The 16,854-nt window shown below is 73.1% G+C and carries 16 protein-coding genes; 7 read left to right on the forward strand and 9 right to left on the reverse strand.

Translation table 11 applies throughout. From position 1 onward, the window contains the following. Window positions 1-47: 47 nt before the first annotated feature. Window positions 48-803, reverse strand: coding sequence for a hydroxyacylglutathione hydrolase (gloB, locus tag WME82_RS42955; RefSeq protein WP_437742305.1), 756 nt, complete (start codon window positions 801-803; stop codon window positions 48-50). Between the two features lie 195 nt (window positions 804-998). Between gloB and WME82_RS42960 the strand changes: the two genes are divergently transcribed. Both WME82_RS42960 and WME82_RS42965 read left to right on the forward strand, forming a co-directional pair. Then, window positions 999-2,003, forward strand: a complete 1,005-nt coding sequence (locus tag WME82_RS42960; RefSeq protein WP_438040026.1) for a hypothetical protein — start codon at window positions 999-1,001, stop codon at window positions 2,001-2,003. Window positions 2,004-2,106: 103 nt separating this feature from the next. After that, on the forward strand, window positions 2,107-3,261 hold the full coding sequence (locus tag WME82_RS42965; protein ID WP_437748112.1) for a bifunctional methionine sulfoxide reductase B/A protein: 1,155 nt from the start codon (window positions 2,107-2,109) through the stop codon (window positions 3,259-3,261). Window positions 3,262-3,337: 76 nt separating this feature from the next. Here WME82_RS42965 and lpdA read toward each other — a convergent pair whose 3' ends face one another. The 6 genes from lpdA to WME82_RS42995 form a co-directional block, all read right to left on the reverse strand. Further along, a complete protein-coding gene (lpdA, locus tag WME82_RS42970) occupies window positions 3,338-4,744 on the reverse strand; it encodes a dihydrolipoyl dehydrogenase (protein ID WP_437742307.1) in 1,407 nt (468 codons plus the stop codon). A gap of 161 nt (window positions 4,745-4,905) precedes the next feature. Beyond that, complete coding sequence (locus tag WME82_RS42975) at window positions 4,906-6,099, reverse strand: thiamine pyrophosphate-dependent dehydrogenase E1 component subunit alpha (protein WP_438040027.1); 1,194 nt, start codon at window positions 6,097-6,099, stop codon at window positions 4,906-4,908. A gap of 114 nt (window positions 6,100-6,213) precedes the next feature. After that, window positions 6,214-6,489 carry a hypothetical protein gene (locus tag WME82_RS42980; RefSeq protein WP_012240611.1) on the reverse strand — a complete coding sequence of 92 codons (276 nt, stop codon included), beginning with the start codon at window positions 6,487-6,489 and terminating at the stop codon, window positions 6,214-6,216. 129 nt (window positions 6,490-6,618) lie between these two features. Continuing rightward, the gene (locus WME82_RS42985) at window positions 6,619-7,230 is read right to left on the reverse strand and encodes a DUF4149 domain-containing protein (RefSeq protein WP_438040028.1); all 612 of its coding nucleotides are present in this window, start codon (window positions 7,228-7,230) and stop codon (window positions 6,619-6,621) included. Then, window positions 7,227-8,183, reverse strand: a complete 957-nt coding sequence (locus WME82_RS42990) for a HEAT repeat domain-containing protein (protein ID WP_438040029.1) — start codon at window positions 8,181-8,183, stop codon at window positions 7,227-7,229. Before WME82_RS42990 ends, WME82_RS42985 begins: the two co-directional genes overlap by 4 nt. 125 nt (window positions 8,184-8,308) lie before the next feature. After that, window positions 8,309-9,061, reverse strand: coding sequence for a hypothetical protein (locus tag WME82_RS42995; RefSeq protein WP_438040030.1), 753 nt, complete (start codon window positions 9,059-9,061; stop codon window positions 8,309-8,311). A 168-nt stretch (window positions 9,062-9,229) separates the two neighbouring features. Between WME82_RS42995 and WME82_RS43000 the strand changes: the two genes are divergently transcribed. From WME82_RS43000 to WME82_RS43015, 4 genes are all read left to right on the forward strand, one after another. Then, window positions 9,230-9,535 carry a YfhL family 4Fe-4S dicluster ferredoxin gene (locus tag WME82_RS43000; RefSeq protein WP_012240614.1) on the forward strand — a complete coding sequence of 102 codons (306 nt, stop codon included), beginning with the start codon at window positions 9,230-9,232 and terminating at the stop codon, window positions 9,533-9,535. 115 nt (window positions 9,536-9,650) lie between these two features. Continuing rightward, window positions 9,651-10,397: a hypothetical protein gene (locus tag WME82_RS43005; RefSeq protein ID WP_438040031.1), complete on the forward strand. Its 747-nt coding sequence runs from the start codon at window positions 9,651-9,653 to the stop codon at window positions 10,395-10,397. A gap of 218 nt (window positions 10,398-10,615) precedes the next feature. After that, window positions 10,616-11,596 carry a hypothetical protein gene (locus tag WME82_RS43010; RefSeq protein ID WP_438040032.1) on the forward strand — a complete coding sequence of 327 codons (981 nt, stop codon included), beginning with the start codon at window positions 10,616-10,618 and terminating at the stop codon, window positions 11,594-11,596. A 22-nt stretch (window positions 11,597-11,618) separates the two neighbouring features. Next, window positions 11,619-13,685: a protein kinase domain-containing protein gene (locus WME82_RS43015; protein ID WP_437854260.1), complete on the forward strand. Its 2,067-nt coding sequence runs from the start codon at window positions 11,619-11,621 to the stop codon at window positions 13,683-13,685. Window positions 13,686-13,763: 78 nt separating this feature from the next. Here the strand turns inward: WME82_RS43015 and WME82_RS43020 are convergent, their stop codons facing one another. Beyond that, entirely contained in the window at window positions 13,764-14,099 is a 336-nt protein-coding gene (locus tag WME82_RS43020; protein ID WP_437742315.1) for a hypothetical protein, read from the reverse strand. A gap of 188 nt (window positions 14,100-14,287) precedes the next feature. Here WME82_RS43020 and hutU point away from each other — a divergent pair, with 188 nt between their 5' ends. Then, a complete protein-coding gene (gene hutU, locus WME82_RS43025) occupies window positions 14,288-15,961 on the forward strand; it encodes a urocanate hydratase (RefSeq protein WP_437854262.1) in 1,674 nt (557 codons plus the stop codon). Here hutU and WME82_RS43030 read toward each other — a convergent pair. Next, window positions 15,876-16,826, reverse strand: a complete 951-nt coding sequence (locus tag WME82_RS43030) for a deoxyribonuclease IV (protein WP_438040033.1) — start codon at window positions 16,824-16,826, stop codon at window positions 15,876-15,878. The two genes, hutU and WME82_RS43030, sit on opposite strands and share 86 nt — an antisense overlap. Between the last annotated feature and the right edge of the window lie 28 nt (window positions 16,827-16,854).

Raw genomic sequence — 16,854 nt, forward strand, 5'->3', positions numbered from 1 at the left:
TCGGACGGCGGGCGCGAGCGGAATACGGCCGCGCGCGACGCCGAAAGTCAGCGGTAATCGTCCTTCGCGCGACGCACGGCGGCGAACACGTCGGACGGCGCGGCCCCCGGGAAGCGCGCCTGCAAACGCGGCTCGCCGCAGCGCAGGAACGGGTTCGTCGCGAGCTCGTCGGCCATCGTGCTCCCGACCGTGGGCTCGCCGCGCTCGCGCGCCGCGCGGGCGGCCGCGAGCTTCCTGCGGACAGCCTCGTTCTCGGGTTCGACCGCCTCGGCGAAACGGAGGTTGTTCACGGTGTACTCATGACCGCAGAAGACGCGCGTATGCGCCGGGAGCGCGGCGAGCTTGGAGAGCGAGGCGTGCATCACCTCCGGCGTCCCCTCGAACATACGGCCACATCCGGCGATGAAGAGCGTGTCTCCTGTGAACACAACGTCCTCGACGCAATACGAGACGGCGCCGAGCGTGTGGCCGGGGACGTGCAACGGCTGGAGCGTGAGGCCGGCGACCTGGACCGGCGTGCCCTCCTCGACCCGCTCCGTCTGCGCGGGAACGCGCCCGACGTCGCTCGAGTGCGCATAGACCGGGAGGTCGCCGTAACGCTCGCGGAGCGCCTCGTTGCCGCCGACGTGATCGTGGTGGTGGTGCGTGTTGACGATGGCGACCAGACTGAGCTTCTCGCGCTCGAGCGCCGCGATGATCGGCTGGGCCTCCGAGGGATCGATGACGATCGCCTCGCGCCGCCCGTCCGCGGCCACGAGGTACGCGTAGTTGTCGCTGAGGCAGGGCACGGGGAGGATGCGCATGAGGCGTCGACTATAGCGGCGCCCCCGGCGAGAGCCGGGGAAAAGGTGCGCGCGGCGCGCGTGGATCGCGCATGAGCTCGAGAAAGTTTGAGAATTTTGCGACCGAACCGGCAAGTGGTCCCGAGCGGGACGGCGGGCGGCCTGGCGGAGATCCGCGCGGTGACGCGGGCGCCATGGTGTGGCAGAGGGGCCGGCATGACGTCCGCCGAGTCCACCGTCCGCTACCGCATCGGCGTCGATGAGAACGGGCTGGGCCCGCGGCTCGGTCCGATGGTGGTGACGGCGGTCCTCACGCGCGTCACGGAGGCGGGCTGGCAGGTCGCCGGCCGCGCCCCTCGCGGCGCCCTCGCCCAGCGGCTCGGCGACTCGAAGCAGCTCGTGGCGCACGGGGATGTCTCGCTCGGCGAGGCCTGGGCTCGCGCGCTGGTCGCGCGCGGCTGCGGCCGCGCGGGGACGGCCAGCGGCGCGTCGTCGGTGGACGAGCTGCTCCACGCCGTCGCGCTCGACGATCGCCCCGCGCTCCGCGCGCTCTGCCCGGGCCACGTCGAGGAGCAGTGCTGGTCGGCGGAGGGCGAGGCGTTCACCGCATCTGACGAGCTGCTCGGCGCGATCGGCAAGGACCTCGACAAGCTCTCGGAGAAGGGGGTCGAGGTCGTCGCCGTGCGCTCGGTGCTGCTCTGCGCGAAGCGGATGAACGACGGGGCGCGCGCCGGGAAGAACAGGTTCGTGCTCGATCTCCACGCGATGGAGCGCCTCGTCCTGGAGCTCCGCGGCCTCGCCGGCGCGGAGGTCTTCGCGGTGTGCGGCAAGGTCGGTGGCTTCGGCAAGTATGGCTCCGTGTTCGGCCCGCTCGCGGGGAGGATGCACGCCGTGCTCGAGGAGGGCCGCGCCCGCAGCGCCTACCGCTTCCCCGGCCTCGGCGAGATCGCGTTCGTCCGCGATAGCGACGCCTCGGATCTGTGCGTCGCGATGGCGTCGATGGTGGGCAAGTACGTCCGCGAGGCGCTCATGGAGCGGGTCGCGCGCCACTACCAGCGCGCGGTCCCGGGCCTGCACGGGGCGAGCGGCTACTACGATCCGGTCACGTCGGCGTTCATCGGGGCGACCCGCCTCGTCCGCCGCGCGCGCGAGATCCCCGCCGAGTGCTTCGAGCGGGGCGCCGGCGAGAGCGACGCCTCGCTAGAGAGCGGCGGCCCGTAGCGCTGAGACCGGCGCCGCGCGGGCCGCGCTCGCCGGGCGAAACCAGCGGCGCCGCGGGGCGTAGGAGGGTTAGGTGCGCTACCCTCGACAGGCCAGGTGGATGATGAAACGGCTCCGCGCTGCTGGTCTTCTCTTCGCGCTCGTCCTCATTGCGTGCGCCGCCGTGTTCGCGTGCTTTCGCGCCGGCGATGCAGGGAGGGCGAGCAAGGTGATTCCGGGGTCCAAGGAGGCTGTGACGATGTCGGACAGAAGCTATCGCAAACCGTCGGATGAGGAGCTGCGCAAGCAGCTCACGCCGCTCGCATACGAGGTCACCCAGCGCGACGCGACCGAGCCGCCGTTCCGCAACGCTTTCTGGGACAACCACGAGGCGGGCCTCTACGTGGATGTCGCGAGCGGCGAGCCGCTCTTCACGTCGCTCGACAAGTTCGACTCGGGCACCGGCTGGCCGAGCTTCACGCGCCCCGTCGAGCCGGAGCGCGTCGTGGAGCGCTCGGACAGGGGCCACGGGATGGTCCGAACGGAGGTGCGCTCCAAGGCCGGCAACTCGCACCTCGGGCACGTCTTCGAGGACGGGCCCGCGCCCGACGGGCTGCGCTACTGCATCAACTCCGCGTCTCTCCGGTTCATCCCGCTGGCTCGCCTCGAGGCGGAGGGTTACGGCGCCTATCGGGCGCTGTTCGAGGGTCGCGGCGGCGCGCCTCGGGAGCAAGCGAGCGCGAACGCCTGCGCCGTGCCGGCGCCGGGGGAGGCGCCTGGTTGCCAGACGACGCTGGAGACGGCCGTCCTGGCGGGCGGCTGCTTCTGGGGGATGGAAGAGCTCCTCCGGCAGATCCCCGGTGTCCTCGAGACGGAGGTCGGTTATGCCGGCGGCCGGACGAAGGCGCCGACCTATGAAGACGTGAAGACCGGCTCGACCGGCCACGCCGAGTCGGTGCGCATCGTCTTCGATCCCGCGAAGCTGTCCTATGCCGAGCTGCTCGAGAAGTGGTTCTTCCGCATGCACGATCCGACGACGCGGAACCGCCAGGGCAACGACGTCGGTACGCAGTACCGCTCAACGATCTTCGTCACGACGCCCGAGCAGCGCCGCATCGCCGAGGAGGTGAAGGCGCGCGTCGACAAGAGCGGCAAGTGGCGCGCGCCGCTCGTCACCGAGATCGTGGAGGCCGGGCCGTTCACGCGCGCCGAGGAGTACCACCAGAAGTACCTGGAGAAGTACCCGGCCGGGTATACGTGCCATTTCATGCGCGATTGATGACGGCGGTGGCCCGCGCCGTCGACTCGATGGTTTCGTCGACGGCGCAGGCTGGTGATGATCGAGAGCGGGCGGATCAGCGATTGGCGATGTGGATCGCGGCGCCCATGGCGTGGGCGGCGGCTTCCATCAGCGACTCGCCGAGGGTCGGGTGGGGGTGGATCGTGAGCGAGAGATCCTCGAGGAAGGCCGCCATCTCGAGCGAGAGGGACGCCTCGCTGATCATGGTGCTGGCCTCCGGCCCGACGATGTGGACGCCGAGCACCTGCTTCGTCTTCTTGTCGGCGACGATCTTCACGAAGCCCTCGGTCTCGTTCATGGCCATGGCCTTGCCGAGCACCGAGAACGGGAACTTGCCGATGCTGACCTCGAGGCCCTTCGCCTTCGCCTCCGCCTCGGTGAGCCCCACCGTGGCGATCTCCGGATCGGTGAAGATCGCGCCCGGGATCGCGACCCAGTCCTTCTCGGCCTTGTGCCCCGCGATGACCTCGGCGGCGATCTCGCCCTCCTTCGTCGCCTTGTGCGCGAGCAGGGGCGGCCCGCTGACGTCGCCGATGGCGTAGATCGACGGCACGTTGGTGCGGCAGAACTTGTCCGTGGGGACGAACCCGCGCTGATCGACCGTCACGCCGACCTTCTCGAGGCCGAGGCCCTTGCTGCTCGGCCGCATGCCGACGGCGACGAGCACGGTGTCGACGACGATCGTCTGCTCCTTGCCGTCGGACTGGATCTTCACCCCGACCGAGCCGTCCTTCTGCTTCTCGTACCCGAGCGCCTTGGCGTTCTTGTGGATCGTGCCGCCGCGCTTCAGGATCTTGCGCTCGACGATCTTGGTGCAGTCGGGGTCGACGCCCGTGAGCAGCTCCGGCAGCGCCTCGACGACGATGAGCTCGGCGCCGAACGCCTGGTAGACCATGCCGAGCTCGAGGCCGATGACGCCGCCGCCGATCACCATCAGCCGCTTCGGGACGCGGCGCAGGCTGACCGCCTCCTTCGCGCCGATGATCGTGTCGCCGTCGAACTTGAACGTCGGGATCTCGATGGTCGTCGAGCCGGTCGCGATCACGATCGCCTTGGTCGCCTCGAACTGCTCCACCGAGCCGTCCGCCCGCGTCACGTCCACGCGCTTCGGCCCCACGACCGTGGCGGTGCCGTTCACGACGTCGGCGCCGTTGCCCTTGAGCAGCGATCCGACGCCGCCGGTGAGCTTCTTGACGATGCCTTCCTTCCAGTCCTGCATCTTGTTGGCGTCGAGCTCGACGCCGCTGACCTTGATGCCCATCGCGGCGCCGGCCTGCGACTTCTCGTAGAGGTGGGCGGCGGAGATCAACGCCTTGGAGGGGATACACCCCCAGTTGAGGCAGACGCCGCCGACGTTCTCCTTCTCGATGCAGAGCACCTTCAGCTTGAGCTGAGCGAGCCGGATGGCGCAGGGGTAACCGCCGGGGCCGGCTCCGATCACGATTGCGTCGTAGGTCTTCATCCTTGTCCTTTTGTGCGCTTCGAAGACTGGAACTAGGGGCGCCGGGGTTCGTCAGGCAAGCCCCTCGCCGACAGCCCTGAGGCCGCGCCCGCGAACGCGAGCCGTCCCTGGGTGCCCGGGGCTTACACGACCTCGCAGCGAGGGGAAATCCCTCCCCGAGGTCAGCGCCCGCCGCCGTGCGGCGGCGCTTTCGGGGAGCGCAGGAGCTCTGCGCGCTGGTCGCGCAGGTGCCAGGGCAGCTCCGCGTAGACGTCGTCGAACAGCGTCTCTCGGGCAGGCGGGCCCATCGCCTCGACCTCGGCGACGGCGGCGGCGATCTCGGCGTTGAGCTCCGCCTCGAGGGAGGACTCCGCGGCGTCGTCGAGGAGCCCGCGGCCGGCGAGGTGGCGCCCGAGGCGCAGCAGCGGGTCGCGCTGCGTCCAGCGATCGACCTCCTCCTGCGACCGGTAGCGGCTCGGGTCGTCGCTCGAGGAGTGCGCGCCGACGCGGTAGGTGAGCGCCTCGATGAAGCTGGGGCCGCCGCCGCCACGAGCCCGCGCGACCGCCTCGGAGACGGCGCGGTAGACGGCGATGACGTCGTTGCCGTCGACACGCACCGACGGCACGCCGTAGGCGCGCCCCTTGATGGCGATCGTGCTCGAGGACGTCTGCCGGTCCGTCGGCACGCTGATGGCCCAGTGGTTGTTCTGGCAGATCATGACGCACGGCGCCTTGAAGACCGCCGCGAAGTTCATCGCGCTGTGGAAATCGGGCTCGCTCGTCGCGCCGTCGCCCATGAACCCCACCACCACGGTGCTGTCGCGCCGCAGCTTCGCGGCCCACGCGGCGCCGACCGCCTGCGGGAGCTGCGGGCCGATGCAGCTCGACCAGGACACCTGGTTCACCTGCCGCCCGCTCATGTGCGACGGCATCTGGCGCCCCTGGAGGAGGTCGCCCGAGTTGCCGAACACCTGGGCAACATAGGTGCGGAGCGGGAAGCCGCGCACCAGCATCATCACGCTCTCGCGCAGCGCGGGGAAGATCCAGTCCGTGGGCTCGACCGCGAGCGCCGTGGCGATCGGCGTCGCCTCCTGGCCGGTGCACGCGCCGTAGAAGCCGACCCGCCCCTGCCGCTGGAGCAGGAGCATGCGCGCGTCGAGCAGCCTGAGGCGCTTGATCTCGCGGTACGCGCGCAGCAGCAGCGCGTCGCTCAGGCAGGGGTCGGTCGCGGGATCCAGGGATCCATCGTCCCGGAGGACGCTGAGCAAGCCCTCGTCGGCCCCCTCCCCTGGTCGGGGCGTGGGCGCGTGAGGTGGAGGGGCGTCGGCGGCGGACCTCGCCGAGGCGCCGGGCGGCGTGGCTTCCAGCTCGCTCATGACCGGACCATACCGCGAAATGACCGCGCTCGCGGCCCCTTCGGCCCGCGGGGACGCCCCTCGCGCCCCCGCGGCGCGCCGGAGCGAAGCGGCTCACATCGCTCACGCACGAGCTCAGCCGAGCAGGACGCGGAACATCCGCTTGCTGTCCGAGAGGTAGTAGTAAGCGGCGCGGTCCGCGTCGCCCATCAGATCGAGGATGGCGCGCTCCATCTGATCGGGGCTCAGCGTGTTGGACACTTCCCACGTGTCGGGCGTGACCTCGTCGCCCTGCCACGGTCCGGCGCAGAGCGCGACGAGGCGCGACCGGTTCGCCTCGTCGGCGATCGAGAAGGTGAGGATGTAATCGTGGTTGACGAAGCCGCTATAGAGCTTGTTGTCACGCGGCATCGGATCTCTCCGTGTCGTGGGCGCGATGCGCGGCGGCGCGCGCGCGCCGATCGCGCCCCGCGGAGCCTCGATCGTCGCGCGCGCGCCCACGCCCGAGGCGACGGCGCAGGTGGGGCGCCCCCGGCGTCCTCACCGCGGGCCGGGCGGCAGCGGGGCGGCCGCCTCATCGTCGTCGTCCTGCTCGGGGCGGCGCGCGCCGAGCGTGAAGACGTGCAAGAGGACCAGGCTCGCGCCGAGGAACACCTCGGACTTGCTCACGAGCTCGGCGCGGCGATGGACGCGCTCGAGCTCCATGCCGAGCTCCCCCTCGCCGCGCCGGACGCCCTCGCGGTGGAGCGCCGCGATGCGTGGGGTGAGCGCCAGGCCGACGTACGCGGCGCACCCGGCCAACACCATGGCGACGACCCGGCGCACGCGCGCCGCGCGGCCGGCGCCCTGGCGGTACGCGGCCCAGGTGCGCGCCACCTCGGCGCCGAGGAGGATCACCGCGGCGCCGAGCGCGAATTGATCGAAGCGCGTGAACGCCGCGCTCATCGCGTCACCGGAGAAGGGGGCCGGGGCGAGCCGGAAGACGAACGGGGCAGCGCAGGCGCCCAGCGCCACGATACCGCCGACCCAGGCCCCCGCCGCGAGCGCGGCCACGCTCGCGGCCACGCGATCGATGAGGGAGCGGCGCGACGCGGCGCGCTCTTCGGGGCTCGGGGCGAGGTCCGCCTCGCTGAACTGGGCTCCATCGTTCATGCATCCACCTCGGCAGCGAGGGCGGCGAGCGCCTCTTCGACGGCCCCCTGATCGGCCTTCCGCTCGTCTCCCCGCATCGCCGCGATCGCGGCGCGGGCGGCCGAGAGGCGGGCGCGACCGGCGGCCGCGACGGCGAGCGTGCGCTTGTGGCGGTCCCACGCGCCGAGCTCGCCGAGGATGTCGCGGATGGCCCGCTCGTGGCCCATCCGCGCGAGCGCGACGCGCGCGTGCCAGCGCAGCGGATCGCGGCCGAAGCCGAGCCTCAGCCCGAACGCGCGCCGCTCCAGGGCGCTCCGGGAAGCGGCGAGGCCGAGCTCGCCGCAGAGCTCGATGGCCGCGGCCTCGTCCTCGCGATCGACCCCGTGGAGCTTTCCTCCCACGATCTCGGCGAGCACGGGGTGGCCCACCGGATCGCCGAAGCGCGCGGTGACGACCGCCGCCGCTGCCCGGACGAGCGGGGACGCGTGGCCGAGCAGCGCGCGGGCCCGCGCCATGCCCGACGGAGGCAGCTCGCCGCTGGATTCCCCCAGCTCCTCGAACATCCGCAGCGCGATGTGGCAGACGAGCGGGTCGTCGTCGTGGGTGGCCTGCATGACGGCCTCGATCGCGTCGGCCTGCTGGGCGCAGACGCGCGGGAACGCGATCACCGCCTGGAACCGCACCTCGGGCCGCTCGTCCGAGAGGGCGCGCCGGAGCCGGCCCGTGGCCCGCATGTCGCCGATCTCACCGAGCGCCGTGATCGCCATCTGCCGGACGTAGGGATCCACGTCCTCGACGGCGAGGAGCAGGGCCGGGAGCGCCTCGACGGCCTTCGTGTCGGCGAGGGCGATGGCCGCCGCCGCGCGGACCGCCGCGTGCTCATCGACGCGGAGCGCGCCCTCGATCGCGCGCACGACCTGCTCCCGTGCCGTCGCGGCATACGGGACGAGGTCGTTCACGGCCTCCGCGCGCACGGCGGGCTTCTGCGAAGCGACGTCGCGCAGCGCAGCCTCGAGCGTCCTTTTCGCGGGGGCCGGTCCGAACACGCGGCCAACGCTAGCACGGTCGATGCGCAAAGCCGGGCCGCACCGAGCGGCGCTCAGCCGCCGCCGGAGCCGCCAGCGCCGCCAGCGCCGCCCGAGCCGCCACCTTCGCCGCCCGAGCCGCCACCTTCGCCGCCCGAGCCGCCGCCGCCTTCGCCACCCGAACCGCCGCCAGCGCCGCCCGAGCCGCCACCTTCGCCACCCGAGCCGCCGCCTTCGCCACCCGCGCCACCGCCGCCTCCCGCGCCCGAGGCCGTGTACGTGGGCCATTCCTCCGGAACTCCCGGCTGTTCAGGAGCGGCCCTGCACACCCCAGGCTCGCTCTCGGCGTCGCCCGGCGGCTCGCTCGACGCAGACGGCGGGTTCGGCAGGCAGGCCCTCGATCCTTCCGGCGTGGCGTCGACGATCGCGGCGTTGCGTTCGCCCGGCGCTATCGTTGCGGCACCCTGGATGTTGCCCAGCGCGACGCACGAGTAGCCGCTGCGGCAGTCATCGTCCTCATCGCAGGTGGCCATGCAGAAGGTCCGCTCGAAGCGCGGCCAGCGGACGTTCTCGAGCTCGCTGCACGCCGGATCGATCACCGGGTTGAACGCGACACAGACGCTGCTCCCGGAGCAGCTGTCCGGCTCGCAGTTGAAGACCGTGCAGTAGCCGCCAGGCTGCGTCCCATCGCAGAGGAGCTGCTGCTCTGCCTGCACGCAATCGAGCGACGAGGTGCACGGATCGCCGATCTGGGGGCCACATCCGGCGAGCAGCGAGGATGCGCCAAGGAAGGCGAGCAGGAGGGCGGGCTCGGTGAGGCGGAGCATCGAGGAGGCCGCTTAGTACCGGCAGGGGCGCCCGCGCGCAAGCGTGGGCCCACGACGCCCACGACGCCGTCCCGGAACCGGCGCTGGCTTCCGCCCGAATTGACACCTTGCGGTCAGGCCTCTACAAACGAGCGGACCGGGGTGACCCCGGAGAACGAAGCGAAGGCCATGGCGACTTACATCACCGAAGACTGCATCAACTGCGGCGCCTGCGAGCCGGAATGCCCGAACGAAGCCATCAGCGAGGGCGACGAGATCTACGTGATCGATCCGGAGCTCTGCACCGAATGCGTCGGCTTCTATGACCACGAAGCGTGCCAGGCCGTATGCCCGGTCGAGTGCTGCCTGCCCAACCCGCAGATCGTGGAGACCGAGGAAGTCCTCATCGCGCGCGCCGTCCGGCTGCACCCCGACGATGGGGAGCTGAAGAAGCGGGCCGCCGCCAACGATTACCCCTCGCGCTTCCGCAAGTAGCGCGCCGCTTCGCGCACCATCGCGTCGCCTCTCCGGCCGCGCTTCCCATGCCTCCGTCGGCACCGTCGGTTCAATGCGGCGCCCGGGTCACACCGTGATCCGGCGCTGGGCCGCAGTGGTTCTCGCGGGTGCCTGCGCGGGCTGCCATGGCAGCGGTCCGCTGCTCCACCCGGCCCACGTCCTCCGTCCCGGCGCCGTGCGCCTCGGCGGCGGCCTGTCGGGTGACATGGTCGTCGCCGGAGCGGCGGACGCAGGGGCGAGCGCCACAGGCCCGGCGACGGCGGAGGGCGCCGCGCGGCGAAAGCTCTCCGAGATCACCGTGTCGCCCGGCGTCGCGCCCTGGGCCAGCGCCCGCGTCGGGATCGAGGGCGAGAACGAAGCGGGGCTGACGTACACGGGGCGAGCCATCCGGCTCGACGGGCGCCACGCATTCCCGCTCGGCGACGCGGCCCTGTCGATCGGCCTCGGCGCCTCGGCGTTGCTCGCGGGCGGGCCGGGCCCCAGCGCAGAAGGGATCGACGTCCACGGCGCAGGGCTCGACGTCCCTCTCCTGCTCGGCTTCCGGTCGGACGCGGATCTCTACGCGCTCTGGTTCGGTCCCCGGCTCGGCTTCGAGCTCCTCGGCGGCGACGTGCGGCTGCCCGCCGCCGGAGCGGCGCTCCGAGGACCGCTCGTCGACGCGTCGGGCCAGCATCTCCAGCTCGGGTTCGTGCTGGGCATCCGCGCGGGCTTCCGCCATGTGCACGTCGCGGTCGAGGCCACCGCGACCTACCACCACGCCGAGGGCGAGATCGCCGGCAAGCCGGTCGCCATCGATCAGGGCACCGTCGCCCCGGGCGGCGGCCTCACGGTCACCTTCTGACACGGTCGAAACAAACGCAACGACGTTGCAACGTCGGCAAACGCCACGTTCGGAGCGTTCCCAGACGTGACCAAACGTAACAAGGCGTGACAAGCCGCGGCAAAGCGCAGCAAAACGTAGCAAAACGTGGCAAAACGTAATGGGCCGGATTCCCTGCCATTTTCGGTGGCAAGCACAGGCGCTTGCCCGGCCGGAGGACCCGTCTTAGACTCGGATCTATGCGTCCCCACGGCGCCCTCGCCGCTTCATGCCTGCTCGCCGGTGCAGCTCTCGTCGGCTGTTCGGCGCCTGTCGCGGGCGACGCGACGGAGGTCAACGGGGTGGTCACCCAGGGGGTCGTGCGCGTCGAGCGCGCGATCAACCTGAGCCGGGACGCCGCCGTGGCCGCCACCCCCGGTGAGCTCGACGAGGCCGCGCAGCCGAGCGCGGGCGCCGAGGGGGCGGGGGCGGTCACGAACGTGCTGGCGAAGTTCATGCGGCTCTCGTCCGCGATGGATCCCGAGCTCGCCGAGGGGGCCGTCGGGAAGCCGTTCGTCCTCCCCTCCGCCGGCAGCTGCATGGTCCTCTCGCCCGCCGCCGACGACGAGGCGAGCAGCTTCAGCTCGCTCAGCCCGATCGAGCTCCTCGACGCGGGCGACGTGACGATGAAGACCGAGAGCACCGAGATGCCGCTCGCCGCCCGCGCGTTCCCGGACGTGGGCGCCCTGGTCTTCGGCGTGTTCTACACGTCGCGCGACGCCACCAGCGATCTGCCTGCGCCGGCGCGGTACGTGTTCGAGAGCTCCGGCTCGGGGCAGCTCGACCGGTTCGCGTTCGAGGCCGATGCCCCCGCGGGTCCCGAGGAGGTGCGCATCGGCGACGCCGATCTGGCCGACGGCGTCGATCTCGACGCAGGGGTCGGCGCGGTCGTGCAGTGGCGCGCGGACGAGGGCGGCGAGGCCGGCCGGGCGCGGGACATCATCTACGTCGACGTGACCTCGGCTCACGGCGCGACCGTGCGGTGCGCGTTCAAGGACACCGGGCGAGGCGTGATCCCGGGCTCCTTGCTGGATCCCTCGACGCTCGGGCCTCTGCCGGCGAACGCGACGCTCGCCGTGCACCGGACGCGGCAGGTGCCGTTCAACACCTCGGGGATCGACCTCGGCGAGGTGCGCTTCGACCTCTCCGTGAACGGCCGGGCGCGCATCGCCGCGCGCTGACGGCGCTCCGACCGACATCGGCGTGGCGTACGAGGATCTGCGACGTCGCGCGGCCGAGCTCGCCGCGATCGGGCAGCGCGATCGCGGCACCGCGCTCCTCGCGGCGGCCGGAGATCACGCGGGCGCCTCCGAGCTGCTCGAGCGCGTCTGCGACTTCGCCGGCGCGGCCCGGGAGGCGCTGGCAGCCGGGGACCCGGCCCGCGCCGCGCTGATGGCCGCGCTCGGCGGCGACGAGGCGCTCGCGCGCGAGGCGCTCGAGCGGATCGCCGCCACGTCGCCCCGGGACGCCGCGCTGCGCGTCGCCGCCGACCTCGCGGCGCGCGGGTTCTCGCGCCACGCGGGCGCGCTGTTCGCGGCGCTCGGCGCTCACGCGGCGGCCGCGGAGGCGTTCACCGCGGCCCACGACGCGTGCCGCGCCGCCGAGAGCTTCGAGCTCGCCGGCCGCCCCGCCGACGGCGCGCGGGTGCTCGAGGCCGCGCTCCGCCGCCGCCCGGGCGACGCGGCGGCGTGGCTCGCGCTGGGTGAGCTGCTCGCGCGCCACGGCCGCACGGAGGCCGCCGTGCGCGCGCTGCAGCAGCTGCCGCCCGCCGCCGCCGAGCGGGCCCGCGCGCTGCCGCTGCTCGGCCGCTGCCTGAGCGAGCTCGGGCTCGAGGACGCCGCGCGGACCGTCCGCGACGAGCTCGCCCGGCTCGAGCCGCCCGGCCAGGAGGCGCTCTCGTCGCGAGGCGCCGCTCCCGGCAGCGCCGCCGCGGGACCTCCTCCCGCGGGCCCCGCGCCCGTCGGGCCGCTCCTCTTCGGGCGCTACGAGACCCTGCGCGAGGTCACGGCCACGCCCCACGCGCGCGTGGTGGAGGCGCGCGACCGGATCACGGCGGAGCGCGTCGCCGTGAAGATCTTCGCGGGCGCGGCGTTCGGAGCGGGCCGCGACGCGCTCCTCCGGTTCGAGCGCGAGGCGCGCGCCCTCGCCCAGCTCCGGCACCCGAACGTCGTCGCGCTCCGCGCGTACCACCCCGAAGGGCCGGCGATGGTGCTCGCCTGGATGACGGGCGGGTCTTTGATCGAGCGGCTGCGGGGGGATCCGGTCACGCCCGCGCGCGCCGTCGAGATCGCGGGCGCGCTCCTGTCCGCGCTCGGCGAGGCGCACCGCCTCGGCATCCTCCACCGCGACGTGAAGCCGAGCAACGTGCTCTTCGACGAGATCGGGACGGCTCACCTCGCGGATTTCGGCGCGGCGCACCTCGGGGATCTCTCGTCCACCGCCACGGCGGGCGCGATCGGGACGTTCGCGTACATGTCGCCGGAGCAGCGCATGGGCCGGCCGGCGACGCTGGCGAGCGATCTGTACGGCGTCGGCGCGGTGCTCGCCGAGCTGCTCACCGGAGAGCCGCCCGCCCCCGCCGTGCGCGGGCGGCTCGATCCCGCGCCGAGCGAGGTCCATCCGGACCTCACGGCGGCCCACGACGCGGCCGTGGCGGCGCTGCTCGCGGAGGACCCCGCCGCGCGGCCGGGCGACGCGTTCGAGGCGCGGCGCGCGATCACCGCGATGGCCTGGCCAGAGCGCCCGCGGCCGCGGCGGTCGCGCGCGAGCGGCCGGCCCCGATCGAGCGACGCGCCGCCCGCCACGGCGGCGCGGCTCGCGGCGACCCTGGAGGTCGGCGACGGCCGGGACACGGAGGGGCGCTGGCACGACGCCTGGATCGATCGCGACGTCCTCGTGCTGCAGCTCGACGACGCGACCCTCGCCCGGGCCCGGGCCTTCGCGCGCGCCGGCCACGCGGCCTTGACGTCCGTCCTCCGGGTCGATCTCGCCAGCGGCGAGGTCTGGGTGGCGCTGCCCCAGGGCCGCGCGCTCGCCGACGAGGCGCGCGCGCTGACCAGGGCCCAGCGCGCGCGCCTCGGCGAGGCCATCGCGGCGCTCCACGCGGCCGGAGGCGCGCACGGGTGCATCGACAGCCAGCACCTCTACGTCCACGACGGCGAGCTCACGCTGGCCTACCCGCGCGAGGCTCCCGGCGACGTGGAGGAGCTTGCGGCGCGGGATCTCGCGGCGCTCCAGGAGCTCGACAGGAACGCGCTGGACGAGCTCTAGCTCGATGAACCAGGGCGGAGGCGGCGCCACACGCGAGGCCCGCGATGCGCGGGCGCGGGGGGGGTCCGGAGCGCCGGCTCAGTTCGGCGGAGACGGGGCGGGCGGCGGCGGCGAGATGCGCCCGCCGGGCGAGGTGCAGGCGCCCCCGTATTCGTCGCGCTTGGTGATGTCGTAGCAGCAGTAACCGTCGTCGTACTCGGGCTCGCTGTCGACCGACTCGACCTCGCCGCCGCACGAGTCGCTTCCGAAATAGGCGAGCGCCTCTTCCTGGGAGGGGCATGCCCCTTCGATCTCGGTCCATTCGAAGCACCCGACCTTGTCGCACCCCGTGGTCGCGAGGGTGAGCGCCAGGGCTGCGAGCTGGAGGGCCCGGACCGGACAACGCGCGAGGGCCGAACGGATCGTCGAGATCATGGATTCTCCCGGACACACGGGCGCTGCGCGCGCCCCGAGCAAGCATACTCCGGTTCGGACGAAGCCGGCTGCCCCGGAGAGGGTCGAGCAGGCTCGCGTCGCGCGGCGGCGTGCGCCTCGCCTCGCCGCGCGGCGCGGCGGACGCCGCGCCTTCTGGTCGATCAGGACCGGGTGGAGTACACGACAGCATGACGACCGGAGAGCAGGGGGCCCGGGTGGTGCGCGCGCCGCGGGGAAGCGAGCGGAGCTGCAAGGGGTGGATCCAGGAGGCCGCGCTCCGGATGCTCCACAACAACCTCGATCCGGAGGTCGCGGAGCGCCCCGACGATCTCGTGGTCTACGGCGGCACCGGGAAGGCGGCGCGATCGTGGGAGGCGTTCGACGTGATCGTCCGCGAGCTCCGGGAGCTCGCGGACGACGAGACGCTCCTCGTGCAGTCGGGCAAGGCGGTGGGCCGCTTCCGCACGCACCCGGACGCTCCCCGCGTGCTGCTCGCCAACTCGAACCTCGTGGGCCGGTGGGCGACGTGGGACGAGTTCCGCCGGCTCGAGGCGCTCGGCCTGACGATGTACGGGCAGATGACCGCGGGCTCCTGGATCTACATCGGCTCACAGGGGATCGTTCAGGGCACCTTCGAGACGTTCGTCGCCGCGCGGAAGGCGCACGCGGCGCGCGCCCCGGGCGGCGGGCGCTGGGTGCTCACCGCGGGGCTCGGCGGCATGGGCGGCGCGCAGCCGCTCGCCGCGACCATGGCGGGCATGGCCTGCCTCGGCGTCGAGATCGACCCGGCGCGCATCGAGAAGCGGCTCCGCACCCGCTACGTCGACGAGCGCATCGACGATCTCGACCGCGCCCTCGACGCCGTCCTCGAGAGCGTCCAGCGCGGGGCGCCGCGCTCGATCGCCCTCTGCGGCAACGCCGCCGACGTCTACCCGGAGCTCGTGCGCCGCGGCGTCACGCCCGACCTCGTCACCGAGCAGACCGCGGCGCACGATCCGCTCGTCGGCTACGTCCCGCCGGGGCTCACGCTCGAGCAGGCGGCCGAGCTCCGCGCCCGCGATCCCGGGGTGTACGTCGCGCGCGCGAAGGCGGGGATGCGGAGGGAGGTCGAGGCGATGCTCGCGATGCAGCGGCGCGGCGCCGAGGTCTTCGACTACGGCAACAACATCCGCACCTGCGCGATGGAGGCGGGCGCCGAGGACGCGTTCGCGATCCCCGGCTTCGTGCCGGCGTACGTGCGGGAGCTGTTCTGCCAGGGCAAGGGCCCGTTCCGGTGGGTCGCGCTCTCGGGCGATCCCGAGGACATCCTCGCCACCGACCGCGCGGTGCTCGAGGCGGTCCCGGGCGACGCCGATCTCCGCCGCTGGATCGAGCTCGCGGAGCAGAAGATCGCGTTCCAGGGGCTCCCGTCGCGGATCTGCTGGCTCGGCTATGGCGATCGCGCGAAGGTCGGGCTCGCCTTCAACGAGCTCGTCCGGGCCGGCCGGGTGAAGGCGCCGATCGTGATCGGGCGCGACCACCTCGACTGCGGGTCGGTCGCGTCGCCGTTCCGGGAGACGGAGGCGATGAAGGACGGCTCCGACGCGATCGCCGACTGGGCGATCCTCAACGCGCTCGCGAACACGGCGGGCGGCGCGTCGTGGGTGAGCTTCCACCACGGCGGCGGCGTCGGGATCGGCAACTCGCTGCACGCCGGGATGGTGATCGTCGCCGACGGCACCGAGGCCGCTCGGCAGAGGCTCGAGCGGGTGCTCACCATCGATCCGGGGATGGGGATCATCCGACACGCCGACGCGGGCTACGAGACGGCGTGCCGCGTGGCGGAGGAGAAGGGCGTCCGGGTGCCGCACCGGGCAGGGTGACCGGCTCCGCCGCGCCCTCGAGGGCGCGCAGCCGCGCGATCTCCTCCATGTAGCCGCGCCGCTCCTTCGCGAGCGGCGGCAGCTCGATCACCGCCGGCACGCGCGCGAGCCGCGCGTCGTTCGCGAGGCGCCAGAACGGCGCGAGCCCCATCTCCCCGTCGCCGACGCGCTCGTGCCGATCGACCCGCTGGCCGAGCCCCGCCTTCGAGTCGTTCACGTGCATGCACCGCAGCCGATCCAGCCCGAGTAGCCGGCCGAAATCGCTCCAGAACCGCTCGTAGCCGGCCTCGCTCCGGAGGTCGTGCCCCGCCGCGAAGGCGTGCTGCGTGTCGATGCAGACCCCGAGCCGCGACCCCTCCGGCCCGGCGCGCTCGATCATCGCGGCGACCTGATCGACGCGGTGGCCGAGGGTCGACCCCTGCCCGGCCGTGTTCTCGATGCACAGCTGCGCGCGGAGCCCCTTCCCGCGAGAGAGCACGATCGACAGGCTCTCGCCGATGCGGTCGAGGCCGACCTCCTCGCCGAGGCTGCGGGGCGCGCCCGGATGGAACACCACGAAGTCGATCCCGAGCGCGTCGCACCGCGCGAGCTCCTGGAACAGCGCTTCCCGCGAGCGCTCGAGGATCGCGGCGTCGTCGGCGCACAGGTTGATGAGGTAGCTCGCGTGGGCGAGCGTCCGGCCCGCGCCGGCCCAGGCCGCGCGCGCGGCGCGAAACGCGGCGATCTGCTCCGCGCTCAGCGCCGGCTCCCGCCACTGGCCCGAGACCTTGGTGAAGATCTGCACCGCCTCGCAGCGGTCCTCCCCCGCCAGCGCGATCGCGCGGTGAAGGCCGCCAGCCACGGACTCGTGCGCGCCGAAGATCATGGGCCGCACTGCTTGGGGCGCTTCCCCG

Source organism: Sorangium sp. So ce128 (assembly GCF_051525245.1).
Lineage (GTDB): Bacteria > Myxococcota_A > Polyangia > Polyangiales > Polyangiaceae > Sorangium > Sorangium cellulosum_B.